This window comes from Bacteroidia bacterium (genome assembly GCA_026932145.1).
In the GTDB taxonomy this organism is placed as follows: domain Bacteria; phylum Bacteroidota; class Bacteroidia; order J057; family JAIXKT01; genus JAIXKT01.
In genome coordinates, this window is record JAIXKT010000021.1 from 58,654 (window position 1) to 84,859 (window position 26,206).

The 26,206-nt window shown below is 38.5% G+C and carries 22 protein-coding genes; 15 read left to right on the top strand and 7 right to left on the bottom strand.

Going from position 1 to position 26,206, the window contains the following annotated elements; genetic code table 11:
• Positions 1–13: 13 nt before the first annotated feature.
• The gene (locus LC115_05805; protein ID MCZ2356193.1) at positions 14–799 is read left to right on the top strand and encodes a DUF2490 domain-containing protein; all 786 of its coding nucleotides are present in this window, start codon (positions 14–16) and stop codon (positions 797–799) included.
• A gap of 71 nt (positions 800–870) precedes the next feature.
• On the opposite strand, the gene LC115_05810 is transcribed toward LC115_05805, so the two are convergent.
• A complete protein-coding gene (locus tag LC115_05810; protein ID MCZ2356194.1) occupies positions 871–1,851 on the bottom strand; it encodes a hypothetical protein in 981 nt (326 codons plus the stop codon).
• A gap of 226 nt (positions 1,852–2,077) precedes the next feature.
• On the opposite strand from LC115_05810, the gene LC115_05815 reads away from it, so the two are divergent.
• Genes LC115_05815 through dapF form a run of 4 tightly spaced genes read left to right on the top strand, consistent with a single transcriptional unit; the run spans position 2,078 to position 6,454 of the window.
• A complete protein-coding gene (locus LC115_05815; GenBank protein MCZ2356195.1) occupies positions 2,078–3,316 on the top strand; it encodes an insulinase family protein in 1,239 nt (412 codons plus the stop codon).
• A 14-nt stretch (positions 3,317–3,330) separates the two neighbouring features.
• A complete protein-coding gene (locus LC115_05820) occupies positions 3,331–4,479 on the top strand; it encodes a hypothetical protein (GenBank protein ID MCZ2356196.1) in 1,149 nt (382 codons plus the stop codon).
• The gene (locus LC115_05825; protein ID MCZ2356197.1) at positions 4,479–5,663 is read left to right on the top strand and encodes an amino acid deaminase/aldolase; all 1,185 of its coding nucleotides are present in this window, start codon (positions 4,479–4,481) and stop codon (positions 5,661–5,663) included. Before LC115_05820 ends, LC115_05825 begins: the two co-directional genes overlap by 1 nt.
• Positions 5,660–6,454, top strand: coding sequence for a diaminopimelate epimerase (dapF, locus tag LC115_05830; GenBank protein MCZ2356198.1), 795 nt, complete (start codon positions 5,660–5,662; stop codon positions 6,452–6,454). Before LC115_05825 ends, dapF begins: the two co-directional genes overlap by 4 nt.
• On the opposite strand, the gene LC115_05835 is transcribed toward dapF, so the two are convergent.
• From LC115_05835 to LC115_05850, 4 genes are all read right to left on the bottom strand, one after another.
• On the bottom strand, positions 6,444–8,075 hold the full coding sequence (locus LC115_05835) for a PHP domain-containing protein (protein ID MCZ2356199.1): 1,632 nt from the start codon (positions 8,073–8,075) through the stop codon (positions 6,444–6,446). The two genes, dapF and LC115_05835, sit on opposite strands and share 11 nt — an antisense overlap.
• Positions 8,068–10,170: a hypothetical protein gene (locus LC115_05840; GenBank protein MCZ2356200.1), complete on the bottom strand. Its 2,103-nt coding sequence runs from the start codon at positions 10,168–10,170 to the stop codon at positions 8,068–8,070. Before LC115_05840 ends, LC115_05835 begins: the two co-directional genes overlap by 8 nt.
• A gap of 135 nt (positions 10,171–10,305) precedes the next feature.
• Entirely contained in the window at positions 10,306–11,172 is an 867-nt protein-coding gene (locus LC115_05845; protein MCZ2356201.1) for an acyltransferase, read from the bottom strand.
• Between the two features lie 20 nt (positions 11,173–11,192).
• Positions 11,193–11,645 (bottom strand): peptidylprolyl isomerase, encoded by a 453-nt coding sequence (locus LC115_05850; protein ID MCZ2356202.1) that lies wholly within the window; start codon positions 11,643–11,645, stop codon positions 11,193–11,195.
• 187 nt (positions 11,646–11,832) lie between these two features.
• Between LC115_05850 and LC115_05855 the strand changes: the two genes are divergently transcribed.
• The 3 genes from LC115_05855 (at position 11,833) to LC115_05865 (ending at position 15,123) form a co-directional block, all read left to right on the top strand.
• Positions 11,833–13,197 (top strand): GIY-YIG nuclease family protein, encoded by a 1,365-nt coding sequence (locus tag LC115_05855; GenBank protein ID MCZ2356203.1) that lies wholly within the window; start codon positions 11,833–11,835, stop codon positions 13,195–13,197.
• Between the two features lie 40 nt (positions 13,198–13,237).
• The gene (locus LC115_05860) at positions 13,238–13,705 is read left to right on the top strand and encodes an MEKHLA domain-containing protein (GenBank protein MCZ2356204.1); all 468 of its coding nucleotides are present in this window, start codon (positions 13,238–13,240) and stop codon (positions 13,703–13,705) included.
• Positions 13,706–13,815: 110 nt separating this feature from the next.
• Positions 13,816–15,123 carry an efflux RND transporter periplasmic adaptor subunit gene (locus tag LC115_05865; protein MCZ2356205.1) on the top strand — a complete coding sequence of 436 codons (1,308 nt, stop codon included), beginning with the start codon at positions 13,816–13,818 and terminating at the stop codon, positions 15,121–15,123.
• 49 nt (positions 15,124–15,172) lie between these two features.
• Here LC115_05865 and LC115_05870 read toward each other — a convergent pair whose 3' ends face one another.
• Together LC115_05870 and LC115_05875 are read right to left on the bottom strand one after the other, a co-directional pair.
• Positions 15,173–15,490 carry a metalloregulator ArsR/SmtB family transcription factor gene (locus LC115_05870; protein MCZ2356206.1) on the bottom strand — a complete coding sequence of 106 codons (318 nt, stop codon included), beginning with the start codon at positions 15,488–15,490 and terminating at the stop codon, positions 15,173–15,175.
• Positions 15,491–16,026: 536 nt separating this feature from the next.
• On the bottom strand, positions 16,027–17,136 hold the full coding sequence (locus LC115_05875) for an IS5 family transposase (protein MCZ2356207.1): 1,110 nt from the start codon (positions 17,134–17,136) through the stop codon (positions 16,027–16,029).
• A 196-nt stretch (positions 17,137–17,332) separates the two neighbouring features.
• Between LC115_05875 and LC115_05880 the strand changes: the two genes are divergently transcribed.
• From LC115_05880 to LC115_05910, 7 genes are all read left to right on the top strand, one after another.
• A complete protein-coding gene (locus tag LC115_05880; protein MCZ2356208.1) occupies positions 17,333–18,643 on the top strand; it encodes an amino acid permease in 1,311 nt (436 codons plus the stop codon).
• Positions 18,644–18,658: 15 nt separating this feature from the next.
• Positions 18,659–19,870, top strand: coding sequence for a hypothetical protein (locus LC115_05885; GenBank protein MCZ2356209.1), 1,212 nt, complete (start codon positions 18,659–18,661; stop codon positions 19,868–19,870).
• Between the two features lie 151 nt (positions 19,871–20,021).
• Positions 20,022–20,681 (top strand): pyridoxamine 5'-phosphate oxidase, encoded by a 660-nt coding sequence (gene pdxH / locus LC115_05890; protein ID MCZ2356210.1) that lies wholly within the window; start codon positions 20,022–20,024, stop codon positions 20,679–20,681.
• 82 nt (positions 20,682–20,763) lie between these two features.
• On the top strand, positions 20,764–22,872 hold the full coding sequence (locus LC115_05895; protein MCZ2356211.1) for a TonB-dependent receptor plug domain-containing protein: 2,109 nt from the start codon (positions 20,764–20,766) through the stop codon (positions 22,870–22,872).
• 14 nt (positions 22,873–22,886) lie between these two features.
• On the top strand, positions 22,887–23,795 hold the full coding sequence (locus LC115_05900) for an NAD(P)-dependent oxidoreductase (GenBank protein ID MCZ2356212.1): 909 nt from the start codon (positions 22,887–22,889) through the stop codon (positions 23,793–23,795).
• A gap of 177 nt (positions 23,796–23,972) precedes the next feature.
• The gene (locus LC115_05905; protein MCZ2356213.1) at positions 23,973–24,956 is read left to right on the top strand and encodes an AAA family ATPase; all 984 of its coding nucleotides are present in this window, start codon (positions 23,973–23,975) and stop codon (positions 24,954–24,956) included.
• A gap of 2 nt (positions 24,957–24,958) precedes the next feature.
• Positions 24,959–26,113 (top strand): SpoIID/LytB domain-containing protein, encoded by a 1,155-nt coding sequence (locus LC115_05910; GenBank protein ID MCZ2356214.1) that lies wholly within the window; start codon positions 24,959–24,961, stop codon positions 26,111–26,113.
• Positions 26,114–26,206: the final 93 nt, after the last annotated feature.

Here is a 26,206-nt window from a genome sequence, read left to right on the forward strand (position 1 = left end):
TTAACATATAAGAATGAAATATGTCCATAGAATAATCGTTTTAATGATTTTTGGGTTAGCTTTTAATCTTTCGTTTGCCCAAAAAAACATTGTAAACCAATGGAATGGCTGGTATATCTATACCGGTGACCATACGATAACTAAAAAAATTGGATTACATACTGAGTATCAGTGGATAAGGTCTAATATAATCACAGATTGGCAGCAAAGTTTGCCGTTACTTGGGCTTAACTACCGAACTACCGACAACACATTGCTAACGCTGGGTTATGGCTACGTCATAACGTATCCATACGGAAAGCAGCCGCTTAACCACGCCGTTGGTGAGCACGATATATGGGAGCAGTTTATCCAAAGGCAACGTATCGGAAGATGTTATTTTAACCACCGCTATCGTTTAGAGCAACGTTGGATGCAAAACTTCACAAAAACTCCCGAAAATAAATATGTTCTGGATAATTATATATTTAGAAACCGCGCTCGTTATCGTTTTATGGTCTCGATTCCCCTTAACCATAAAGAAATGACAAACAATACCTTGTTTTTAAGCTTGTATGACGAACTGTTTGTCAATATTGGGCACAACATCGGCCTAAATCTATTTGACCAAAACCGAATTTCGGCCACATTAGGCTGGCAATTTAACCCTGACTTGAACTTACAAGTTGGTTATATGAATCAATATATCCAAAAACCAAACGCTGTGGATATGGAAAACAACCATACTGTTCAACTCTGGCTTACCTATAATATTGACTTCAGAAAACTATTTCCTGCAAAAATCGAGGAAAAACAGTAAAATCATAAAAATCTTAGATTTAGTTTATGTGCCTTAGTTATTGGTATTTTGATGATTCTTAGTGCCTTAAGTTAGAAACTATATTGAAATAAAACCGTTATGATTCCATTTCTGGTAAGGCCGTCTGGGCGGCTTTTTCGTGCCAAAATAGGTGCACCGGCCTGAGCTTCAATCCGAAAATGGCTGCCGGCAAGCCAAACCATCCCTAAGTTAATATTAGCAGTAAGCCCCTCAGAATTAAGATGTTCAAAACGTTTTCCGGTACTATCTAAGCTGGTGTCGTTTCCTAAGTGATATAAAGCTATCAATCCTGTTGATAGTTGGAATTTTTCGCCTAAATGGAAACGTCTATCTGCCCGAAGCATTACATCCGGTTTACGGATTAATTGCCGAGATTCAAAATATTTTTCCACAACTTTAACAGTATCCGAAGAATACATAAAGTTATTTCTATTTACATGATACACAGGAAGTTGTGCAGCTAAGGCAAAATGCCACTTTTTTACTTGAAAGGTAGTTCCTAAAATCAGGTCTAAACTTCCCAGGCCTGGCTGGTAAGCCATTGGGTAAGTTATGGGCATTAATGAAGCACTATCTATGGTTTCTGTTTCAAAGTCGGTTCTGCCAAGCGGTGCTCGAACGCCGATAGTTCCGGTAATCAATATATTAGATTGAGTTGAGTCAGTTTGTTTTGGCCGATAAATAGTGGGCATTACAGTTAAAAAAGCATCACTTATTCCGGTTACTTTTCCCAATTTACCACTTGAATATTGGTAGGAAAGTTTTCCTTGCACAGCAAATTTAGAGCCAAAAGACTGATTCCACTCAATAGTGGGGATTGCTATGATGATATTTTTTTCTCCCATACCAAAGCCCAAACCTGCCCCCAATATTCGTTGCTTAAAGCTATCGCTTTGGGTAATGTTTAGGGAGCGTAACGAGCCAACAGAGCAAAAGCCGGCATCTTCGCTACCCTGCCCCAAGGCCATAAACGGAAATATTGACCCTAAAAATACCCCTAAAACTAACCGATAAAAAATCTTACAAACCATTACGCAAAGATAATATTCTTTTCACCTTCTCAAAAAGTAAGATTTCAGAGTAAACCTCAGCTTGAAATATTTTTTGTTTTTTTCAAAACAAGTTAGTGTTAATTATCAAACAATTACTTGAAAACATTTTTGCAGCTTAAAACTATCATAGATAGTTATGTTTTTTGTTTTTCTATACTCATTTTAAGCCAAGACTTAGTAATTTTGTGATTTGAGAAAAATTTAGATGCAAAAAATTGATTTCAAGCAATTTGAATTACAGAATGGTCTTCGGGTTATCGTTCATACAGATTTGAGCAGCCCTCGTGCGGCTATGTGTGTGCTATATCGGGTAGGTGCAAGAGATGAAGACCCAAGTAGAACTGGATTTGCTCACCTTTTTGAGCATCTGATGTTTGGGGGGTCTAAAAATATTCCTTCTTATGATACGCCGTTGCAAAAAGCAGGCGGAGAAAATAACGCCTACACTACAAACGATATTACCAACTATTACCTGAGTTTGCCTACAAGCCAGCTTGAAACGGGTTTTTGGTTAGAATCTGACCGGATGTTGGAGTTGGATTTTTCCCAAGACAGCTTAAACGTCCAAAAAAGTGTCGTTTGTGAAGAGTTTAAACAACGTTATCTAAATCAGCCTTATGGAGATGCACACCTTTTGCTTAGGCCGGTGCATTACCAAACACATCCCTATCGCTGGCCTACTATTGGAAAGGAACTATCTCATATTCAGGATGCTACCTTAGATGATGTAAGGGAGTTTTTTTATGGTTTTTATGCTCCCAATAATGCTACTTTGGTCGTTTGTGGAAACGTATCTCCAGAAACCGTGGAGCAGTTAGCCCAAAAATGGTTTGCCCCGATACCTAAACGTACCCTCAAAAAGAAACCGCTGCCCCAAGAACCACCCCAAAAATCCCCCCGTAAACTGACAGTCCAAAAAGACGTTCCTTTTGATGCAATTTACAAAGCATATCATATTCCCGCCAGAACAAACCCCGATTACTTTGCCGCCGATATTCTGACAGACCTACTTTCCAACGGTAAAAGTTCATTGCTATTTCAAGAAATGGTAAAAAAAGAAAAAGTGGCCAATAACATTGCCGCTTTCTCTTGGGGAGCATACGACCCCGGAATGATATCCATTGACGGGCAAGTAGCACAAGGAAAAAAAACCGAACTATATGAAGCTACTTTGCAAAAAACAATTGATAATCTGCAAGATATATCCGAAAAACAGCTAACCAAAATAAAAAACAAAATAGAATCCTACCTGATTTTTGAAAGAACCAGCATGCTTAACCTCGCCCAAGAATTAGCTATCTATGACTCCTTAGGAAATCCTAACCAAATAAACACCATCTTAGACATCTACCAATCAATTTCTTGTGATGACGTAAAACAGGCCGCCCAAAAGTACCTAAACCCAAACAACTGTTCCACTTTATATTACTTAAAACAACAATAATAATTTTTTCAAAAATGGAACTACTAACCCTTACGGAAAAATCTGTTAATGAACTAATTGCCAGTTTAACCAAACAATGGATTACGGATTTTTTCAAAACAAAAAGTTTTATTACCGGCGATGAAATTGTAGCATTTGCTTCCCATAAGCAAGTTAATCATTTCATTTTATTTCAGATATATCAAGATTGGAATACCTTTCAGAGTAAATTACAGCATCCTTTTTTTGATTTTAAACATGAAGAAGTAAAAAAAGCGATGGTTGAGTTTCACAACGTTCTTTCCAGACACATTAAGGTTGAACGCAGCGAATTTCGTGGAATGGTTGAAAAAGCTATATATAACAACTTGAAACTCATCATCAATCCGGCAGAGTGCTTTGCTAATTTCTTTTTTCAATCCAAAGAATCAATTCCCATTACTTTGTTTGAAAAGTACGCCAATTATTTTGTGGACTTTGACTTTATTATTTCAAGTATTTTATCTTATCACAAAAAAAACAACCTACAAATAGTTGAGAAAAAAGTATTTTTAGAAAAGATAGACCGCGTTGTGCAACTCTATGAAGAAAAACAAGGTCAAAACTTTACGGTTTACCGTAAGGCTATTTTTGCCCAACTTACCGGCTATTTTTGGGAAGATTATATTAATAGCAACCAAGTAGTTGAAGCCCCCAAAATTACTATTCCCCAAAAAGAAAAAACAATATTGAAAGAAAATAAGCTAATTACCCAATTTGGAGAAATTGACACTGAACTTGAAATTCCGGTTATTCAAAATTCTAAAATAGAAGATCAAGTAAATCAAGAAGTTAGTAAAAAACATAATATCCTGAATTCGTTTATCCAGACAGAAAATAGCAGCAAGCCCCGCTTAATTGACCAATACAAACAATCACAACAGCCGAATAATCTAAGCCTCAACAAAAAAAATGTTACAGTTGAGCAAATCCCGTTGTATAAGCGGTTTCAGTTTTCCCAAAAAATGTTTCAAGGAAATTCCGAAGCCCTCAAAACCTGCATTGAAGACTTAAATGACTGTGAAACTGTATCTGATTTAGAATATGTGCTGAATAAGAAGTATTTGCAACCCAATAACTTAACCTTAGAAGATGAACTTGCGCTTGAGTTTTATCAACTATTTAAACGGCGTTTTGAAAACTGATGCTTGAATATTCGGCTCTCTGTGCTGCCTTTAAGGATAAAGCACTTCCATTGGCCTTTGTAGATATGGCCGCTTTTGAAAATAATATCAAAGCTATCGCGCAAAGAGCTTCTTCCAAAAAAGTCAGAATTGCCACAAAATCAATTCGTTGTGTGCATTTGACAAAGTATATTTTGCAGTTTAATCCTGCCGTTTTTCAGGGATTAATGTGCTATCATCCCCAAGAAGCTGTCTTTTTAGCCCAGCAAGGTTTTGATGATATGCTTATTGCTTATCCGTTTACCCAAAAACAAGCGATTGAAGCCGTTGCCAATGAAATCATAAACGGAAAAAAAATCATTGTAATGGCTGATTTAAAGCAGCATATAGATAATTATCAGCAAGTTGCGCAAGAAAAAAACTGCATTTTGCCGATCTGTCTTGATTTAGATTTATCAGTAACTTTCCCCGGACTTCATTTTGGGGTACTACGCTCGGCAATTAAAACTTCCGAAAATGCCGTAGAATTAGCAAAGTATATTCAACAAAAAAAACATCTAAAACTTGTTGGGCTAATGGGTTATGAAGCACAAATAGCCGGCGTAGGAGATAAAATGAATAATAACTATCTGAAAAACAAGATAGTCCAACTCTTAAAATCTATTTCGCTACCGAAAATAAAACAGCGCAGAACCCAAACCATTGAAGCTATTAAACAGCTTGGGATTGAATTAGACTTTGTAAATGGCGGCGGAACAGGCAGCTTAGAAACAACTTGTCAGGAAGACCTTGTAACAGAGGTTACTGCCGGTTCAGGGTTTTATCAATCACATTTATTTGATTATTATCAGTCATTTAGGCATGAGCCGGCTGCCGGTTTTGCCTTAGAGATCACCCGTAACCCGCAACAGAATATTTATACTTGTTTTGGCGGCGGTTACATCGCCTCCGGTAGTGCAGGTATAGAAAAACAACCCTTAGTTTGGTTGCCAAACGAAGCGGAACTGACTTCCTTAGAAGGCGCAGGCGAAGTTCAAACGCCGGTAAAATGCCCAAAACCATTGGAAGTCGGAGGAATGGTGTTTTTTCGCCATGCTAAAGCCGGCGAACTCTGTGAGCGGTTTACGCACCTGCACCTTATCCAAAACTATAAAATAACCCAAACTGTACCTACTTATCGTGGTCAAAACCAATGCTTTCTATGATTCCTTTTATCAAATTTCATGGTACAGGAAATGATTTTGTGGTTTTTTCAAAGCCGGATCTTCCCGCAAACGGCTTCACACCGGAACAAATACGGCTCTTAACACATCGGAGGTTTGGAATTGGTGCTGACGGAGTTATTGTAATTCAGGCTGCCCTAAATGCAGACTTTGAAATGCTATATTACAATGCTGATGGAAATTTAGGCTCTTTATGTGGCAATGGCTCCCGTTGTGCGGTCGTTGCAGCACAAAAATTCGGCCTATTCCCAGAAACAAAACAAGATATTCTGTTTTTGGCTTATGACGGGCATCATACTGCCCAAATGAACAACCAAAACCAAGTATCTATTAGCCTAAATCCTCCTAAATTTTTAAAACAAATCAACGAAACTGACTTTGAAACAGATACAGGCTCTCCGCATTATATTCGCTTTGTTTCACAACCCCTTGATGAACAAACAGTTCTAAAACTTGGAAAAGAAATCAGATACAATGAAACCTACCGTCAACAAGGTATTAACGTTAATTTTGTACAAATATTGAATGATAATGAGCTATTTGTCTGGACGTATGAGCGTGGTGTTGAGGCAGTTACATTAAGTTGCGGGACGGGGGCAATGGCTGCTGCGGCTGCTTTTCGTACCCTAAAACCAGCAAATAATACCACAATTCATACATTAGGCGGAGCTTTAATAGCTATAACTAACTTCCAAAGGGCACAATTTACATTACAAGGCCCTGTAGTATTGGTTTACGAAGGAAAAATTTCGCTAAATTCAACTACTTGTTAGTAAGCCAAATACGCACTTCTTCTGTATTCCAACAATTAACACACTGTTCGGCAGCCAGCATTCCTTTTCGGGCAACCTGAACTCCCCAATGAATGTCTTGTATCCCTTTGAGGCTGTGTGCATCCGGTGATAAAACGCACAAAACATTTTTTTCAGCCATATAGGGAATCCAAGTCCAGTCAATATCTAAGCGATATGGATTGCAATTTAACTCGATAGCAACATGATTAGCCGCACACGCGTCTATAATATATTGATGATGAATTGGGTAGCCGGATCTTATGAGCAGCAGCCTGCCTGTTGGATGGCCTAAAATTCGGGTATATGGATTTTCGATAGCTTTTATAAGCCGGCGCGTAGCCTCTTCAGCATTCATATTAAACGAACTATGAATAGAAGCAATCACAAAATCAAAGGTCTTTAAAATCTCTTCAGGGTAATCTAACTCTCCAGAAGGCAAAATATCGGATTCGATACCGGAAAAAACGGTAAAATCAGTTAATTTCTGGTTTATGGATCTAATCTCTTCTTGTTGAGCCGTTACTCTGCCAATAGATAGCCCGTTGGCATAAAAAGCAGATTGACTATGGTCAGAAATCCCTAAGTAATGATAACCATTTTTTTGGCAGGCATCTACCATTTCCGACAAAGAATTTGCACCATCTGACCAAGTTGTATGCGCATGGAAAATGCCGACAACATCCTTTTTATCAATCAAATGCGCTACTTTTTGTTCGGTATTTTCTAATTCTCCAATGCCTTCCCTACATTCCGGCGGAACAAAAGTAAAGCCGTTAGCTTGATAAATTTCCTCTTCTGATTGAAAGTTTAGTTCAGTTTCTTTCAGAACAGCCTCGATATGAATCTGGCTGCCGGTCAGCAAAAAATAAGATTTGTAAAACGTTTCAGAACTTGATTTGTAAATACGAATATGATGCTGTTTGTCCAAAGAAAAAAAGTCAGCAAAATCATCATTTTGTACGTTTAAAATCCAGTTATCTAATTGAAAATCAATTGTTTGGTTAAGTTTTGTTAATCCTTCTATCTGTTGAATAGTTGGGCAGAAGCGCCTTAATTCTCCTACGGGAAACACCGGATAGGGAAATTTTTGGGCAAAAGAATCCCAAAGTGCATAAGCCGTATGGAGGTGATAAAACCCTTGATTAGCTAAGTAAAATTCTAATGCACGTTGTATGTTTTTTTGGGATTTTTCTCCAAAACCCTTGATATTCAGTAATTTATTTTCGTAGCAGGCCTGTAAAAGTTCTTTTGGGGAGGTGATTTGAGCTTGTATCCAGAGTTGCTGGATTTTTTTGGGTCCGATTCCGGGTACGTTTAGGAGTTCAGGGAGTTCGGGAGGCAATATTTTCAAAACCTCTTGCATCGGCTGAAATGTATTCTCTTTGAATAATTCAACGATTTCTTTCCAGATACCTGCACCCACGCCGGGAATATTTGGTTTTATGCCTTTGGTTACATAGGATTCGAGCGATTCTGGAAAACTTGCAATATTTTGTGCCGCGATAGCAAAAGATTTAGCCCTAAAAGGATTTTCGCCCACTATTTCCAATAAAGCTGTTGTTTTCTGTAAAATCTTAACAACTAATTCATTATCAATCATTTAATAAAATAACTTTTTGTGTGTATGGGAATGCTCCATCTTTTAAGAATTGAACAAAGTAAATTCCGGAAGCAATTGATTTATATTCCCATGAGTAGAAGCCTTCTGAAAGCATTATTTGATATTCAACGCTATTTTTTAAATGTTTTTCCCAAACAACCTGCCCCATCGAATTACAGATGTGAATGGTTAGTGATTTTTGGAAATCACCCGGGTACAATTCTAACGTTCCTTGATTGGGTTTAACAATCACACGTGGCTGTTCTTCAAAAGTACTTATCGTGCAATGCTGTGCAATTTGGTTCGTAACAGTATGAAAAACAATGGGATTACTCAATAAGATGCATCGATTACTGATGTCATAAACTTCTATTCTAATGAAACAAGGGTTTTGTAAATCAAGGCAGATTTTGGAGTATGGGTTAATTTGGTCTTTGAATAAGAGATAGTTTACATTGGTTCCGGGAGAATTTATAAGTCCTTGATAAACATATACTTTTGAGCCTACCGGAAGTGGGTCAAAGGATAGACTTAAGGTGTCATAAATTTGGTTACTGGTTGTTCTATCTCCCATTTGGGCACTTCCAACCCAAAAGTTGAAACGTCCGTTATAGCGAAAAGGGCTTCCAAAGTAAATACGTCCGTTTTTTAACCCGTCAATTAAACTTTCTGGGGAGTCGTCATCAGCCCAAACCCACGTACTCATGGAGTTGGGTGCCATCATGTCATACCAAGCTCCTCCGTGAGAATCAAAACTGCCGTTTCCATAGAGATATAATTTGTTTGCTGTAAGAATATCCCACAAACGAGTGTGCCTACTTAAATCCGTTCCCCCTCGAGAATAGGACCCAATTTCTATAATATTACAGCCAAATACCTGATTTTGAAGTAGTTTTAATGCAACGTTATTGCAATTACTATCTTGAACAATATCCGGATCTAATAAATAGGAACTTGTTCCAAAGGGGTGGTTAAAGGAAACTACGCCGCCTGCATTTTGGATATTTCGGGCAAAAGAATCTGGATAAATCCGCATCATAGAATCTCCATACAAAACGCTATCCCGAATGTTTATGCTTGGAACAAAGCCATTTAGGTGGTATTCTCTGCTGTTAGGCCCGGTGGCAAATTCTATTCCTACGATTTCTTTGTGTCCATATCTTGCGCCGTATCGGTTTCCGAAAAACCCCATTTGATTTATTTGATTTTGGGGCTGCGGAGCATTGCTATACAATTCAAAATAGTACAACGTCATTTTTGCCGTTTGCCCATTTTTAGCAAGCAACTGAATGTGAATATCTGTAATTGTATTATCGTCTCCGTCTAATAATAAAGAAGCATCGGTTAGTAAATTTAACAGAATAGTATCCCGAGTTGTTTTGCAAGGAACATAAATATAAGCTAAGCTATCTCCTTGATTAATAGGATTTAATGAAACAGAATCAGGAACTAATGTGTAAATAATTTTATGCAATACTGGTTTTTGCTGAAAATGCCAAGAAAGTTCAACGATAATTTGGTGTTTGGTATTAGCGTTAAAATTAAAAGGTTCAACAACCAATTTAAGCATTGCTTGGCTTGAAATGGGTCTTGGCATACGGAATTGCATTAGTTTGCCAAAAGTTCCTCTTGGGACATAGCCAAAGCTATCCCATTTTGCAGTTGTGCCTGTTAGTTGCCACGTTAGGATTTTATTTTGCACAGAAGCAGCAAATTGCCCGCCGCTCATAACTGCTTCCAAGCGGATAGGGCGATCAATAGCTCCATTCATATTGACTACATTTCCCAGTGAATCAACGTTAGTCGTAGATGAAAAGTTATAGTTTAAAATACGGTTGAGGTTAAGCACTTCATCATGGTCAGTCCACCATAAAACATTTTGGTTGAATTGGTTAGCATAATGTGCGTGCCATTGCATAGAGGCTGGTTTATCGGCACCGTTGTGGTGAGAATGTGCGTGCAAGTGCATCTGAACGCTATAAGCCTGTTTCCCCTGCGGGAATAATTGGCCGTAGCTATGAAAAAACGTAAAAAAATAACCCGCTAAACATAGCCAAACTGAACAACAAATCCTAAGAAGTAATCGTAAATTCATATAAAAAATGCAGAGATAGCAGAAAAAGATCTCTTGCACAGTAGCTTAATAGTTTAATAAAACTAAATACAAAGAAATAATGTATTCCAGATTAAGCTATTATTTAATGGATACGCTGCGAAATGTGCTGCTTTATTAGGGTTGCACGAGAGGTGCATACATATCTGGTCGGCGGTCTCTGAAAAACTGCCATACAGAGCGCACTTCATCAATCATATCGAGGTCAAATTCTGCGACTAAAAGTTCGTCATTATTTTCGGATGCGCAGGCGAATATTTGGCCGCGTGGATCTACAAAGTAGGAGTTTCCGTAGAATTTACCTACGTTCCAAGGCTGTTCGATGCCTACCCTGTTGATGCAGCCCATAAAATAGCCGTTGGCGGCTGCATGGGCAGGCTGCTCTAACTTCCATAGATATTGGGAAAGTCCGGCAACGGTTGCCGAAGGATTATAGACGATTTCGGCTCCATTTAACCCTAATGCACGAGCACCTTCGGGGAAATGCCGGTCATAGCAAATATAAACCCCAACTTTGGCATATTTTGTCTCAAAAACAGGGTAGCCTAAATTTCCCGGACGGAAAAAGAACTTTTCCCAAAAGCCTGATGTGTGCGGTATATGTGTTTTGCGGTATTTTCCCAGATAGGTTCCGTCAGCATCCAATACTGCGGCTGTGTTGTATAAAAAGCCGGCCTGCTCTTTTTCATAGATAGGTACAATCAGTACCATATTATATTTTTTAGCATATTCGGCAAGCCGTTCTGTGGTAGGCCCGGGAACAGGCTCAGCAGAGGCATACCAACTTGCATTTTGGCCGGGGCAAAAGTAAGGCGTATTAAAAATCTCCTGTAAACACAGTATCTGAACTCCTTGTTTGCCCGCAGATTCAATGTATGGAATATGCTTCTGAAACATCGCTTCGATAATTTCAGGGATGCTTCCTTGCCCCTCCGTCATGGGAAGGCTCATTTGGATTAACCCAGATTTAATACGCCTTGGCATAATTTTAAATATTAATTTTATTATTCATGAATGATAATTTGCTGTATATCATCACCTTGCTTGATTAAGTCGAGGGTGTCTAATCCTTGAACTACTTTTCCGAAGCAGGTGTGATTTCCGTCTAAATGGGCTGTTTGCGCTCTGGAGAGTACAACAAAGAACTGGGATCCTCCTGTATTTCTGCCGGCATGAGCCATAGACAAAACGCCTCTGTCATGGTATTGATTACCGCCGGTAAGTTCGCATGGGATACTATATCCAGGGCCTCCTGTTCCGGGATGTCCCGTTGCACCTGCTCGGCTGTTTGGGCAGCCACCTTGGATTACAAATTGCGGGATTACCCGATGCCATTTTAAACCATCATAAAACTTAGCCTTCGCCAACTTAACAAAGTTTGCAACGGTCTTAGGAGCATCTTGCTCATAAAACTCTACCAGTAACGTACCTCGGTTTGTGATTATTTCAGCCGTCATATTTTTTATGCTACAAATAAACACAAATTTAAGTTTCATGCTCCAGCTAACTTAAAAATTAGATTATCATTCAGGAAGTAGCACATAAAAAGAGTAGCAGAGAGCAAAAAACTTCATAAACCAAGTCTTTACCTTCATGGGTTTCAATAAATTTAATTCTATCTTTGAACCGTAGCAGGACGCTTAGATGGAGGATACTAAATATGCCATTATTGATGTTGAAACGACTGGCAGCGTTAGCCAAGCCGGGAAAATTATTGAAATAGCAATTATTATCACAGATGGAAAAGCCATATTTTCAGAATTTTCCAGTTTAGTAAATCCGGAACGGAGTATTCCGTATTTTATCACACAACTTACCGGCATAACCTATGAGATGGTGCAAAATGCCCCAAAGTTTTCGGAAATAGCCCGACAAATAGTTGAAATAACCCAAAACTGTGTCTTTGTTGCTCATAATGTTAGTTTTGATTATGGGTTTGTTCGCCATGAATTTCGGGATTTAGGCTATGTTTATACCCGTCCTATTTTGTGCACCGTTCAGCTTAGCCGAAAGATATTTGTGGGCTTAACTTCCTACAAACTCGGTAAAATTTGCCAACAATTAGATATTAACCACCAGAGCCAGCATCGTGCCTTAGGTGATGCCCGCGCTACGACAGAGCTATTTCAAAAAATCTTCAAACAAGGGATACCTTCCTTAATTCAACCGCAGCATACCTTAAAAGCTGCCCAAATTCCCCCACTTTTGAATGAAGATACCCTCAACAATCTACCGGAGGAAGCCGGAATTTATTATTTCTATGACCCAGAAGGCGATGTGATTTATGTTGGCAAAAGCACCAATATCAAAAAAAGAGTATTTTCACATTTTTCAGATACCAAAAAGCCGTTAGACTTTAAGCAGAAAATAGCTGATATTAGCTATGAATTAACCGGCAGTGAACTGGTAGCCTTACTTTGGGAGGCTGACGAAATTAAGCGGCTAAAACCGTTATACAACCGTTCTCAGCGAAAAAGTTACTTTAACTACGGTATCTTTTCTTTTGAAGATTCACGTGGATACAATAATCTATATATCGAAAGGTTAAATCACCCTAAAAAGCCGCTTATTTCGTTTTCAAACAAGCAAGAAGCTAAAAATTATTTAGCTGAAAAAGTTAAAGAGCACCAACTTTGCCAGAAACTGACGGGGTTATACCATACTTCAGGGTCTTGCTTTCAGTATCAAGTGCATCAATGTTTGGGTGCTTGTATTCAAAAAGAGCCGCCAAAATCGTATAATCTGAGGCTTGCTAATGCAATTCAATCCTTAATTTTTGAAACACCGAATTTTTATTTGGTGGATATAGGGAGGAATATAGAAGAGCGCGCCATCGTTTTGGTACAAAATGGAAAATACGTCGGGTTTGGCTTTATAGACATTCAACTGCAAGGCCAAAACATAGATATTTGGCGGGATAGCATTCGGGAATACCCAGAAACAAAAGATATTCTACAGATTATACATCAATTTATCCGAAAAAAAGCAGTAAAAATGATTCCATTTTGAAAGGCTGTTGGAGGATGTCGTATTTTTGCTGCTTAAACGTATGCCTGAAATTCTTACAGAGCGAGAGCTAAACAGTGATATTATCAAAGAGCAAGTGATGCTTTTGGAGACCTCTTTTGCCCATTGGTTTTTGGAGTCATTAATACCTTATTCTGATGCTTATGATTTATCTTTAAAATTATATCATGCTCCATTTTTGTATTTTTCTATTAATGAAGCAGATGAGCCGGTTTATAGTTATATGAATCTTCGCGCCCAAAATCGGTTTGAGACATCTTGGGATGATGTTCCTCAATTAACGTTGCGAGAAACTACTGTTCCGGAGTCCACTGCGGCAGTTTTTCTGTTTACAGAGGGAGTTAAGCAGCGAGGTAAGTTTATGAATTATTCTGGAACTCGTATGAGCCGCAAGGGTAGGGTTTTCAGAATCCAAAACACTTATGTATGGGCAATATTTGACGCTGCTCAAAATTATCGCGGACAAGGTTACTTAGAACCACTCTTTTAAGATATAACTTTAACCTTATACCTCAAAAAGCCAATTTTAAGCCAATTTTATAGCCTTTTGCCGAAAAAAAATAATAGAGATTAGTATCAAAACGATATTTGTATCTGTAAATGGCTGCGAAAAATAACCCAAAATATAGGCTTTATGGGATCATTTTATTACTTGTTTTGATTGGGGCAAGTATATGGTTCTGGTTAGTGCATAAAAATAAGGATATAGAAGTTGAAACAAGTGTTGTAGCTACGCGAACCATCATAGAGCGCATCACCGAATCCGGCATTATACAACCTAATATCGAACTGCCGATTGCGCCAGAAGTATCCGGCGAAATCGTAGCTTTATACGTTCAAGAAGGAGATTATGTGAAAGTAGGGGATAAACTATTTGATATTAAGCCGGATAACTATCAAGCTGCCTTAGAGCAAGCAACGGCAAGTTTAAACGGTGCTCGTTCTGATTATGCAAACACCCAAGCAGCCATAGCCCAAGCCGAAGCCAATGTAATTCAAGATTCTTTAAACCTTGCCAGAAATACAAAGCTGTTTGAGCAAAAAGTGATTTCTCAAGTAGATTTAGAAAACTTTCAGCTAAAATATCGTATTTCTTTGGCTCAATATGAAGTTTCTAAACAAGCTGCTAAGGCCGCTTTTTACCGCATTCAAAGTGCAGAGGCAGTGTTAAAACAAGCTAAAGAAAATCTAAGCCGAACAAGCATTCGTGCAACTTTAAATGGAACTATCACTAAGCTAACCGCAGAATTAGGCCAGCGGGTAGTGGGCACAGGCCAATTTCAAGGTACAGAAATCTTAAAAATAGCTGACCTTAGAGATATGGAGCTAAAAGCTGATATAAATGAAAATGACATTGTTAAGGTTACCTTAGGTGATACTGCCGAAATTGAAGTAGATGCCTACCCCAACCGCATCTTTAAAGGAGTAGTACGAGAAATAGCTTATTCCGCTAATATGACCGCTGCCGGAACCACAGATCAAGTAACTAACTTTCCCGTTAAGGTAGCCATAATCCCGGACTCTTACCGCAATGACACAGCCTTTATGCGTGGCTTAGCCGCCTATCAAAGCCCATTCAGACCCGGAATGTCAGCCGTAGTGAATATATTCACAAATACTAAATCTAACGTAATCGCCATTCCTATTCAAGCAGTTACATTAGAAAAAAAATCAGAAGTTGATTCAAAAACACCTGCCAATACTGATTCCCCCAAAGAAATAGTTTATCTATTTAACAACGGCAATACCAAAATGACTTCGGTAACTACCGGTATCAGTGATGACCAGTTTATTGAAATCAAATCCGGACTCAAAGTAGGGGAAATCATAATCTCCGGCCCTTATACAGTCATATCTAAGGAGCTAAGAGAGAACCAAAAAGTGGTACTCAAAAAAGATAAACAATAGAACTTAGGTAGAAATTGTTCCTAAGAGTTTCGTTGGGTTAAATTCAGTATCAAAGATTATCCAGAATTTCCTTATGATTTTTGAAGTTTTCTATCAACACTTCACGGATTAAAAAACAGGCTTCTGCAACTTTGGGGGAGCTTAGCCTATAATAGTTCGTCAAACCGTCCTTGCGTATTCGTAAGATTCCTTTTTGAGTCATGTTAGATAAATGCTGGGAAAGGTTTGATTTGGGGCAGTCGGTGATTTCTGCAAGTTTTGTAAAACTCAACTCATCATTCTGAAGTGCTTCTATAATTTCTATTCGAAGTGGATGCGCTAATGCTTTACAGACTTCAGCATGTAAATTATAAATCCTTTTACTCATATTTATTGTTATGTTAAAAACTTATTATTATAGGTAACTTATTGGTTATAAAATTATTATAACTTATTGATTATAAGTCAATAAAAGGTGTTCGTATTATTCTGCAAGTTTATGAAAAAAGAAAGTAAAAAAAAGGTTTTTTTGATGATTTTAGAAAAAATAATTGGCGTAGATAAAATATTACTACGTATTAATAGGTAGATTTTTTTAGTATAAAAATGTCCAATCAATCTATATTAAGCAGAAAATAGCTAAGTACTTATGGTTTAGAACAAAAATTCAGGAAGGATTTAAAATGTCTATTCAATAAGATATAATTTATTAAAAAGATAGATGTTTATATTAGGAGCGTGTTGCATAACCTCTAAATTTTTAAAAACCCCCAAATTTTCTCCCGTTCAAAATAAATTTTGATTTTTTGGGGAGTTTTTTTTACATTTTACGTCTTTTTTTGTGGGTGTGGGGTTTCATTTTTTATGTTTTTGCCCCTTTTTCGCCTCATTTTTACCAATTGGGCGTATTTTGGGCCTACAGGCTTAAAATAGCTGCATTTGAGGTGGTGCCGTTTTTGGTGTTAACATATTGTTTACTAATAGCTTAGGTAACCTATACAGGTTGTATGCAATTGCTTCCAGGGCGTGCTGGGCGTGGGTTTTGGCGATGCCCACATAGCGGGCGGTGCCGCCGCCGAACCAGCTTTTGGTGCCGGCAAAGGTGCGCTCTATTTTGTAGCGGTGTTTGCCGCAGAGTTGGTTGAATTTGAGTTGTAATTTTGTTAAGGGTTTGTTTTTCACTGCTTTATAACACACTCTATCTTTAAGTCCCTTCGCTTTGAGGTAGGTGGTATGGGCTTTGGATTTGTAGGCTTTGTCGGCATAGATGGCGACTTTTGGGGGAACTTGTGCCTTGGTTATCAATGTGTTAAAGTGGTTATGGTCATGGACGTTGGCGGGTGTGGTCTCCAGGGCAAGGACCAATCCGTTGCCGTCGGTAATAACGTGTTTTTTGTAGCCAAAGCGGGTTTCTTTGCCTTTTTTGAGCCAGCGGGCTTCGTCGTCCACGCCAGGTTGATTTACTTTAACAAGCTTTAATTCAGCCGTTTGTGTTTGTATAGCTTCTTCCGTTTGTTCGTTTTCTTTTCTGTCTTCGGCAATTTCGTAGGTGGGTTTTCCGGTGGGTTTGCGGGGGCTGTCGGTAATGGAGGCATCTATTATGCAGCCGGATTTTACCGTAATAGCATGTTTATCAAGCTGTTGGTTAAGTTCTTGCAACAGCAAGTCGTAGGCATTGCTTCCTGCCAGTTCGTTGCGGAAGCGGCACAGGGTGCTGTGGTCGGGTACTTCGTCTTCAAGACTCAGCCCAACGAAGGTCATCCAGCTTAAATCGGTGTTGGTCCTGTCTTCTATGTCTCTGTCGCTCAGGCTTTTATACCAAACGCCGAGCAGTAGCATTTTGAAAAGAATAATGGGGTTGTAGGCGGGTCTGCCGTCCGGTCTAAGCCCTTTTGGGTAGTGTTTTTGAAGTATTTTTACGATTGATTCCCAATCAATTACCTCATTTATTTGCTTTAGAAACGCGTTTTTAGAACTGCGTTTAGAAACGTAGGGCTGGCTAAAACTCATCTGTATTTGGGCGTGCTTTATCACACCACAAAAATAATAAATTATTTAATTAATTCAAAATCAAATAGTTAAATATTTTTATTCTTTTTGTCGTGCAACAGGCTCATTAGTTCTAAGGATAAGTTTCGTTTTTAGGTTATGTTTGGTTAAATTTCAGGAATTAATTTTTGGGTGTTTAGTAATAATAAAAAAATATGTAGGTTTGCCGCAAAAAGGGCAGGTGTCGTTAGCAAGGGGTCAGGTAGGTTTTCGAACCGCTGCGGCGTTAGTAGTAGCCAATATTATCGGGACGGGTATTTTTACGACAACCGGTTTTTTATCGAGTGATGTACCTTCACCTATTGGGATTTTGATAGCGTGGGCATTGGGAGGTGTGTTAGCTTTGTGTGGGGCGTTATCTTATGGAGAGTTAGCTGCTGCGATGCCCCAATCCGGCGGAGAATATCATTATTTATCCAAGATTTACCATCCTGCATTGGGGTTTTTATCCGGCTTTGTTTCATTATTTGCGGGTTTTGCTGCCCCCATAGCCGCTTCGGCTACTGCCTTTGCAAAGCATTTTCACATTGTAGCACCGATGATTCCTGAGCCTGTTGCGGCTTTATTAATCATTATTTTGATGACTTTTTTGCATACTTGGGATTTACACATAGGGAGCCGTACCCAAAATGTCTTTACCGTAGCTAAGATAACGTTAATTATAGGTTTCATTATTTGTGGTTTTGTGTTTGGGAAAGCATCGGCTGGTTTTTCACTATCTTTTCGGGGGGATGAATTTTCGATGCTCACGTCCGGGAAGTTTGCCGTTGGGTTGATTTATATTTCGTTTGCGTATTCCGGCTGGAATGCGGCTGCTTATATCGCCGGAGAAGTGCAAAACCCAGAGCGTAATGTGCCTAAATCATTGATTTTGGGAACCGGAACAGTAATGGTGTTGTATCTACTGCTGAATTTAGTGTTTGTTTATATCCTAACTATCCCAGAAATGCAAGGCCAATTAGCTATCGGCGACCTAACAGCAAGGGCTATCTTTGGAGATGTAGGCGGCTCTATAGTTTCTACATTAATAGCTTTGGCATTAGTATCTTCGGTCAGTTCTATGGTTATGGCAGGCCCTAGGATTACGGCAGCTATGGGCAAAGATACACAGGGGCTACAATGGTTAGGTAAAAATAATAAGCGTGGCCTTCCCTTAAACGCTTTCTTGATCCAGTTAGTTATTGCAATTACCTATGTATTAACAGCTTCATTTGAAGATACATTGCGGTATATTGGCTTCACTTTAAGCTTGTTTGCTTTTTTAACGGTTTTAGGGGTCTTTGTATATCGAGTTAAACATCCGGAATGGATACCCAAATATAAGACTCCCGGCTATCCGGTAGTTCCCGCACTCTTCTTGGTTCTCAGCGCGTGGATTGTGATTTATACAATTATAGAAAACTATAAAACAGCAATAGCCGGCTTTGGAACAATAGCCTTGGGGCTTGTTATTTACATGGCCACCAATCAACACAAAAACAAAACAACCTGATATTACAAAACATTCATGAAACGATTATTATTTTTAGGAGCTATCGCTATCTTTTGGGTAGGATGCACTCCCGATAACCCTAATTCTAAAAACACTCAACCCCAAGATAGCACACAAGCATCTTTAGCGGATACAACCCAAAAAGCGAAAACGCCTAATATTCCCACCAACCGGTATTGGAATGACTTAGCTTTATACTTAGGCGGATTACCACCTACGCCAGAAAGTACTTTGGATAGCATTGATTACCGCGCCGAAGCCTTAGAACACCAAGAATATTTCGAAAAAGCTTGGAAGAAAAAAGAAATAACCCACCTGTCAAAATTAGCAAGTTGGGCACAACAAGAAATAAGCCCATTACCCGGCACCGATGCCCGTGTCTTTTACCCTTTTAGTGGAGCAGACTTCATGACAATCAACACTATTTATCCCAATGCAGATTCTTACCTATTATTTGGCTTAGAACCCGAAGGACATCTACCGGAACTAACTAAGATAAAAAAAGAACGACTGAGAAATAATCTTGCTAACCTCGAAAAATCCTTAGCATCCATCATGGAGCATACCTTTTTCAAAACAATAAATATGGCAACGGACTTTCGAAGTGCTGAATTAGATGGAACCTTACCGGCATTATTAGCATTCATAGCCCGAAAAGGAAATAAAATCCTGAATGTAGAAGCCGTTAAAATAACCCCAGAAGGCGACGTAGTAGCTTATACCGAAAAAATCCCACAAAACCCACAAGACAGCATCATTACCGGCGTAAAAGTCTATTTCCAAAAAGGAGAAACCGGAAAACTCCAAACAATGACTTATTTCAGCGTTGATATTGGTGATAACTCCCTGAAAAAGAAAGAAAACTTTCTGAAACTACTGCAAAGCCAAAAACCAACCCATACCTATGTAAAATCCGCATCCTACTTAATGCACAAAGACTATTTCTCTACCATTAGAAATACAATCTTAGACATTAGCCAAATTTATATACAAGACGACTCCGGCATTCCATTAAAATACTTTGATAGAAAACAATGGGATTTAACCTTTTATGGGGTTTATACCGGCACAATCCCAATGTTTAATAAATGGAAACAAAAAGATTTAGAAGAAGCCTATAAAGACTCTACTAATACGATCAAAAAGTTGGATTTTGGTATTGGTTACAAGTACGGTAATAGCCAATCTAACCTAATGCTCGCCGTAAAAAAGAACTTGAAACAATAATAGAGAATAGACATTAAAGGCAGAAATCTTTTTTAACAAAAGATATATTGATAACTAAATAGTTAGAAAGATAAACTATTTTTGTCTTTAATGTCTATTTAAAATAAAGATATTTTTTTGGGAAAACACTCAATTTTGTATAACTTTGGTCATGGATTCTGAACTCAATAGCCAAATACAAAGTAAACGAGATGATTTTCGTTCAAATGTGTTGGACGACCATACCGCTGGCGATAACCCCGTAGAGCTATTTATGCGTTGGTTCAAGGAGGCCATTGCATCAGAAGAAAAAGAGCCTAATGCAATCACGTTAGCTACGTTTAACCCACAAACACAGCTCCCAAATGTACGTATTGTATATGTTCGAGAGATTTTGGAATCAGGTGAATGGTGTTTTTACACAAATTACAATAGCTGTAAGGGAAAAGAATTATTACATCACCCTTTTGCAAGCGGCTTATTTTTTTGGCCACTCTTAGAGCGCCAAGTGCGTGTTCAAGGTAGCGTTAAAAAAGTGGACCCCGCTATTTCAGATACTTATTTTCGCACTCGACCAAGAGAAAGTCAGGTTGGCGCATGGGTCTCAAAGCAAAGTGAAAAAATTATAGACATAGAAGACCTCTATATGGGCGTTTATGCCCTCGCACAGCAATTTGAAGACCAAGAAGTTCCAAGACCACCTCATTGGGGAGGCTACCTCCTAATACCGGAATACTACGAATTTTGGCAAGGAAGACCAGCTCGGCTTCATGATAGAATTATCTTTGAAAAAACACCATCCGGCTGGTCTCGCTCCCGCCTAATGCCATAATCAACTGCACCCTAAAATTGCTCTATATGATGCTCAATTAACTTTATGTTTGTAAGCCGTGCGGAAGTATATTCAATTTATTTTGCTTTGGATTGTATCACCCATAAATAGCTATCTTGTTTATGGCCAAGTAGATTCAACAGATATTTATGAAGCAAATATGGATTCACTATCTAAAATAACGATTAGTAATTCATTCACCCATAGTCAAGAAATAACTGGAGTTCCTGCCGTAGCTATCATTTATACATCAGAACAAATCCAAGAGTTAGGTGCCCGATCTTTGTATGACTTAATCCGAATAACCCCGGGCTTTGTTGAGGTTGGAGACTTAAATGAACGTAATTACGCCTTTCGCGGCCTTTCTAAGGACACCCCCAATGGGTTTTTGATATTGATTAACGGGCATCGTACAAATGACTTGATTTCCAATACATCTAATTTAGATAGATTTTCCTTAGAATATATTGATAGAGTCGAAATTATCAAAGGCGCAGCTACTTCTAAGTTTGGCTTTAATGCAGAATACGGCGTAATCAACATTGTTACAAAAGTTGGTAATCAATCTAATCGAGGGTTGATTTCTGCCCGATACGGAAATGGGAATACGATATTAGCGAATGCTCAAATAGGACGTAAGTTTTCAGACGCTGAAAATATCTATTTTTCACTCAACTATAAGCAGTCAGACGGTTTACCTGTTTTGCAAGACAGCCTGAGAGATTTATCCGTAACCCATAATGAAGCATATCGCCCTTCAATGGGAGGAACTGAGTTCGTTAACAAGTATTATCCGAGTTTTGAGTTTTATACTTGTTATCAGCGATACCGCTTTTCGGTTATGGCTAATTTAGAACGAAATGACTGGGGGGTTCAACGAACTCGCTCCGATTACAACCTAATTATTAAAGATCAAGAGGCATTTAAACGCTCCCATAGAGCTGATACCCGAGCTACGGTAGAGATGAACTTCAAAGTATTTTACAATAAGCCAAATTATGACTGGGTATTAAGAGCGTCTTTTGATAATTTCGGTTTAGACCAAGATATGTTATATCATTCTAAATTTCCTTACAAAAACTATGGAAGTGTTTATAGACTAAGTGGGAGTAGCCAACGTGGCACTATTGAGTCTATTTTTAAAACTACACGTTGGGGCATTGGTAAACAACGTGAAACAACTATTGGGATACAAGGGAATATTTCTGGGCAGGCTTATCGGCTTGAAGTACCGCAGTTAGCAAATGGTATTTATTTAGGAACATACACGCCGGACAAAGGAAATCGCCCCTTTGCAGGAGAATTAGAGTCTAATATTTCCGGCTTTATATCCCATGAAAGTTGGTTTTGGCCTAAACGAATGGCATTAACGGTGCATGCGCGGGCGGATTATCACAATTATTTTTCTTGGCTGCCAAGCTCCCGTGCCGCATTAACGGTGCGATTTGCAAATATATTTCGGATTAAACTAATGGCATCTACAGCGGCCTTGCCTACTTTTCCTTGGTATCGGCAAGGTATTCCAGCTATGGATGTAACGGGTTCAAGGCAGGCAGGCCCAGAACAATTAAAAAGCCTTGAACTGGCTATCGTAGGAAACACAAAGGAATTATTTAGTTACCAACTTATTGCTTTTCATAACCAAACTAAACAGGTAATAATGCCGCAGGTAGATTCTACAGAAAAAAGATTTTATAGGGAAGTATCCAACATAAGTACACGCGGCGCAGAACTGCTGCTTAGAGTTAATACAGATATTATAGGTGTCTTTGCTAGTGCTGCCTACACCATGAGTTTTACGGCAGATTCCATTAGCATAGCAGGTAGTAATCTCCTAAACTGGCCAAAATGGACAGGGAGTTCCGGCATAACCATAAGACCAATTCAAGGACTTTCCTTAACTGCCTATGCCACTTCGTGGGCACCAATAGATTTTATCATTCACCCTAACGTTCAAAACAGAAGCCCAAATCCAGATTATCAAACGGCTATTTACACAATACCAATGCAGTTTTCCCTTAACTCTTCCGTCCGGTTCAGCTATAAGCAGTTTGGTATTGGTCTTTCGGGCTATAATTTACTAAACCGACCAGAACTACTGGCCGGATATACACCAATTCCCCAAACTGGGCAACCTATATCTTTTTTGGTAAGTTGCTGGTTTATTCCCGCACCCACTCCTAAACAATAGATACAATCAGTTTTATGCAGAAAATTTTATTAACCGGTAGCAACGGCTTATTAGGCCAAAAGATAACCAATATATTAGCTGATAATCAGGATTTTAAGTTAATAGCTACTTCGATTGCTAACAATAGAAACCCTCAAACGAATGGTTATGAATATGTTTCTTTGGATATAACGAACAAGCAAGAATTAACGGAGTGTTTAGAATCTCATAAACCGGATTACATAATAAACTCGGCAGCAATGACCAACGTAGATGCCTGTGAATCAAATGTTGAATTCTGCTACAAGATTAATACAGAGGCTGTTCAGAATTTGGTTGATTATTGTAAAAAGAGTAACTGCCGGCTGGTGCATATATCAACAGACTTTATTTTTGACGGTTTAGATGGCCCTTATCGGGAGGAAGGTAAACCAAATCCACTTTCTACGTATGGAAATTCTAAGTTTAAGGCTGAAAAAATAATCATAGAAAGTGGAATACCGGCAGCTATCGCCCGAACTATCATTTTGTACGGTGTAGTTCTGGGGTCGGGTAGGATGAATATTGTTTCATGGATTAAAGAATCCTTAGAGAAAGGTACGCCTATTAAAGTTGTGCATGACCAATATCGCTCTCCAACATTGGCTGAAGACTTAGCTGCGGGAATTGTTGAATTAATTACACGCCAAAAAACAGGAATCTATCATCTTACTGGCCCGGAGATTATGTCTATTTACGACTTGGCTTGTAGAGTAGCCCGCTTCTGGAAATTAGATGAATCCCTAATTACAGCAATTGATACAAAGTCTTTTGTTCAGCCGGCTAAAAGACCGTTAAAAACAGGGTTTATCATCTTGAAAGCTATGCAAGATATTGATTACAAACCAAAATCACTTGAAGACGGATTAGCTATAATGGATAAACAGCTAAAAAACCTGAGTTAGAGTAATTTACAAGATTAGAAACTTCCGTGAAGGAGAAAAATACTTTGCTAAATTTTCTCATAAAGATTTTAACAAATATCACAATAGTGTCAATGCTATGAATACTCAAATTGGGTAGAATATCAACCCTGCGTTAAATGAAGAATCCATTACTTTTGTGGGTTTAAAGGTAAATAAATGGAAAAAACTGTTTTGGAAAAGCAGGCTCAACAAACCGCATATTTAATAACGGAATGCCGGAAACAGTTTGCAAAAGTAATCGTTGGTCAGAGTGCGATGATAGATGCCATTTTAATGGCATTGATCAATGAAGGGCATTTACTCATTGAAGGATTGCCAGGCTTAGCTAAAACATTGTCTATCATTACATTATCTAAAATAACAGGTTTATCTTTTCGGAGAATCCAGTTTACGCCGGATTTATTACCGGCAGATATTATCGGAACGAGCATCTTTAACCCCAAAACAACTCTATTTGAAGTACGAAAAGGTCCTATTTTTAGCCAAGTTATTTTAGCTGATGAAATTAACCGCGCTCCGGCAAAAGTACAAAGTGCGTTGTTAGAGGCTATGCAAGAACGTCAGGTAACAATTGGAGACGAAACTCACCGCTTACCTCGTCCATTTATCGTATTAGGAACACAAAATCCCTTAGAACAAGAAGGCACATATCCGCTACCGGAAGCACAAATAGACAGATTTTTAGCCCGAATATTCATCACCTATCCGAATCGTTCAGAAGAACTCATGATTATGAGGCAATTATCGAATCATACAGAGTTGCCGCAAGTTCAGACAATCATTGGGTCAGAAGAAATCCAGGCGATTCAGAAGCAAGTAAATAGCATAGCAGTTAATGAACGTTTAGAAGAATATATGGTAGATATAGTTAGAGCAACCAGAGAACCCGCTGAATATCAGCTCTCTAAATGGAAAAACTATATTCGATATGGAGCTTCACCTCGGGCAACCATTGCCCTAAACCGTTTAAGCCGCACCCAAGCGTTATTTTCCGGCCGTACCTACACAACTCCAGATGACGTAAAAGCCGTTGCCGGCTGGGTACTTAACCATAGAATTGGCCTAAGCTTTGAAGCTCTTGCAGAGGGAGTTACCGTAGATACGTTTTTGAAAGAACTACTGCTAACTTTACCCATATAAAAGTGCTTAAAATTTTATACTTTCTTTTTTGGATTGGGCTTGGAAGTTTAACAGGGGTTTTTAGCCAGACTATAACCGTAAAAATAGCCCCGGCAACTAATATTCATTACTTAGAATTTACGGCCTTGATGCCCAATACAATCATAGCGCAAGGAAATGGCTTTCCCGAAGCTTTTTACCGTTTAAAGTTAGATGAAACAATAAGAATTTCGATATATGGAGACCTCGTATTACTAACCTCCAATGATTCTGTGATTGGATACTTTGATAAAATTACCTTTTTTTCGCCGGATTCCGGCGGAATATTCAAAATGAAAATTCAAGGACAAAGTTACACCTATCCAGATGAGCTTATGGTGCTCAGTAATGGCTCAGAATTAATACTTTACAATCGTGTTTTTATAGAAAATTACCTGCCGGGAGTTATTGCGGCAGAAGCTGGCCTATACATGAACCCAAACTTTCAGCAGGTACAGGCCGTTTGTAGCCGCACTTATCTATACAAAAACCTATACAAACATGCCGAAGAAGGCTTTGATGTTTGTGATAAAACCCATTGCCAAGTGTACCGAGATATAACCTACAAACATAAACAGTACACAGAAGCAGTCCAAAAAACCCAAAATCTTATTATCATGGATAGCCGAGGCCGCCTGATAGATGCCGTTTTCTGTGCTAATTGTGGCGGAAAAACAGCTAACTCAGAAGACGTTTGGGCTAATGAAATATCTTATCTCAGAAGCGTTGATGACCTAACGAACTGTAACGGAACTAATAACGCAGAATGGTCAAAAGTAATTAACAAAAAAAAATTTTATACCAGCCTATCAAATTATTACAACATAACTATCAGTAAATTCTCCACCGTTAAAGATATAAGTGGCAGAGTTAAAATGCTATTAATGAATCAAGATGATAAATTAGTAATCACCGGAGAACAATTGAGAAAAATGTTCTCCCTGAAAAGCTCTAAAATGACAATCAATGTAGATGAACAATTTGTTCATTTCCAAGGAAAAGGATTTGGGCACGGAGTAGGAATGTGCCAAGACGGAGCACTAACACTCGGAAAAAAAGGATGGGACTTTAAGCGAATTATTAAATTTTACTATCAAAATGTAGATATATCTTCCGTTGATTTAGAAAAAATAAAATAGCTGTGATTTTAAAACAAAAAGTAAAGTATTATTATTTTTAATTTATTGATAATTATATTTTTAGAATAATTTTTCGGTTAGTTTCTGGAGCTA

What these genes read in the sequence shown, in the direction of transcription:
- LC115_05885 (MCZ2356209.1), top strand. Translation starts at nt 18,659, where the DNA reads ATGAAACGATTATTATTTTTAGGAGCTATCGCTATCTTTTGGGTAGGA.
- dapF (MCZ2356198.1), top strand. Translation starts at nt 5,660, where the DNA reads ATGATTCCTTTTATCAAATTTCATGGTACAGGAAATGATTTTGTGGTT.
- LC115_05810 (MCZ2356194.1), bottom strand. Translation starts at nt 1,851, where the DNA reads ATGGTTTGTAAGATTTTTTATCGGTTAGTTTTAGGGGTATTTTTAGGG.
- pdxH (MCZ2356210.1), top strand. Translation starts at nt 20,022, where the DNA reads ATGGATTCTGAACTCAATAGCCAAATACAAAGTAAACGAGATGATTTT.
- LC115_05860 (MCZ2356204.1), top strand. Translation starts at nt 13,238, where the DNA reads ATGCCTGAAATTCTTACAGAGCGAGAGCTAAACAGTGATATTATCAAA.
- LC115_05850 (MCZ2356202.1), bottom strand. Translation starts at nt 11,645, where the DNA reads ATGACGGCTGAAATAATCACAAACCGAGGTACGTTACTGGTAGAGTTT.
- LC115_05900 (MCZ2356212.1), top strand. Translation starts at nt 22,887, where the DNA reads ATGCAGAAAATTTTATTAACCGGTAGCAACGGCTTATTAGGCCAAAAG.
- LC115_05845 (MCZ2356201.1), bottom strand. Translation starts at nt 11,172, where the DNA reads ATGCCAAGGCGTATTAAATCTGGGTTAATCCAAATGAGCCTTCCCATG.
- LC115_05840 (MCZ2356200.1), bottom strand. Translation starts at nt 10,170, where the DNA reads ATGAATTTACGATTACTTCTTAGGATTTGTTGTTCAGTTTGGCTATGT.
- LC115_05820 (MCZ2356196.1), top strand. Translation starts at nt 3,331, where the DNA reads ATGGAACTACTAACCCTTACGGAAAAATCTGTTAATGAACTAATTGCC.
- LC115_05865 (MCZ2356205.1), top strand. Translation starts at nt 13,816, where the DNA reads ATGGCTGCGAAAAATAACCCAAAATATAGGCTTTATGGGATCATTTTA.
- LC115_05815 (MCZ2356195.1), top strand. Translation starts at nt 2,078, where the DNA reads ATGCAAAAAATTGATTTCAAGCAATTTGAATTACAGAATGGTCTTCGG.
- LC115_05905 (MCZ2356213.1), top strand. Translation starts at nt 23,973, where the DNA reads ATGGAAAAAACTGTTTTGGAAAAGCAGGCTCAACAAACCGCATATTTA.
- LC115_05825 (MCZ2356197.1), top strand. Translation starts at nt 4,479, where the DNA reads ATGCTTGAATATTCGGCTCTCTGTGCTGCCTTTAAGGATAAAGCACTT.
- LC115_05870 (MCZ2356206.1), bottom strand. Translation starts at nt 15,490, where the DNA reads ATGAGTAAAAGGATTTATAATTTACATGCTGAAGTCTGTAAAGCATTA.
- LC115_05855 (MCZ2356203.1), top strand. Translation starts at nt 11,833, where the DNA reads ATGGAGGATACTAAATATGCCATTATTGATGTTGAAACGACTGGCAGC.
- LC115_05835 (MCZ2356199.1), bottom strand. Translation starts at nt 8,075, where the DNA reads ATGATTGATAATGAATTAGTTGTTAAGATTTTACAGAAAACAACAGCT.
- LC115_05805 (MCZ2356193.1), top strand. Translation starts at nt 14, where the DNA reads ATGAAATATGTCCATAGAATAATCGTTTTAATGATTTTTGGGTTAGCT.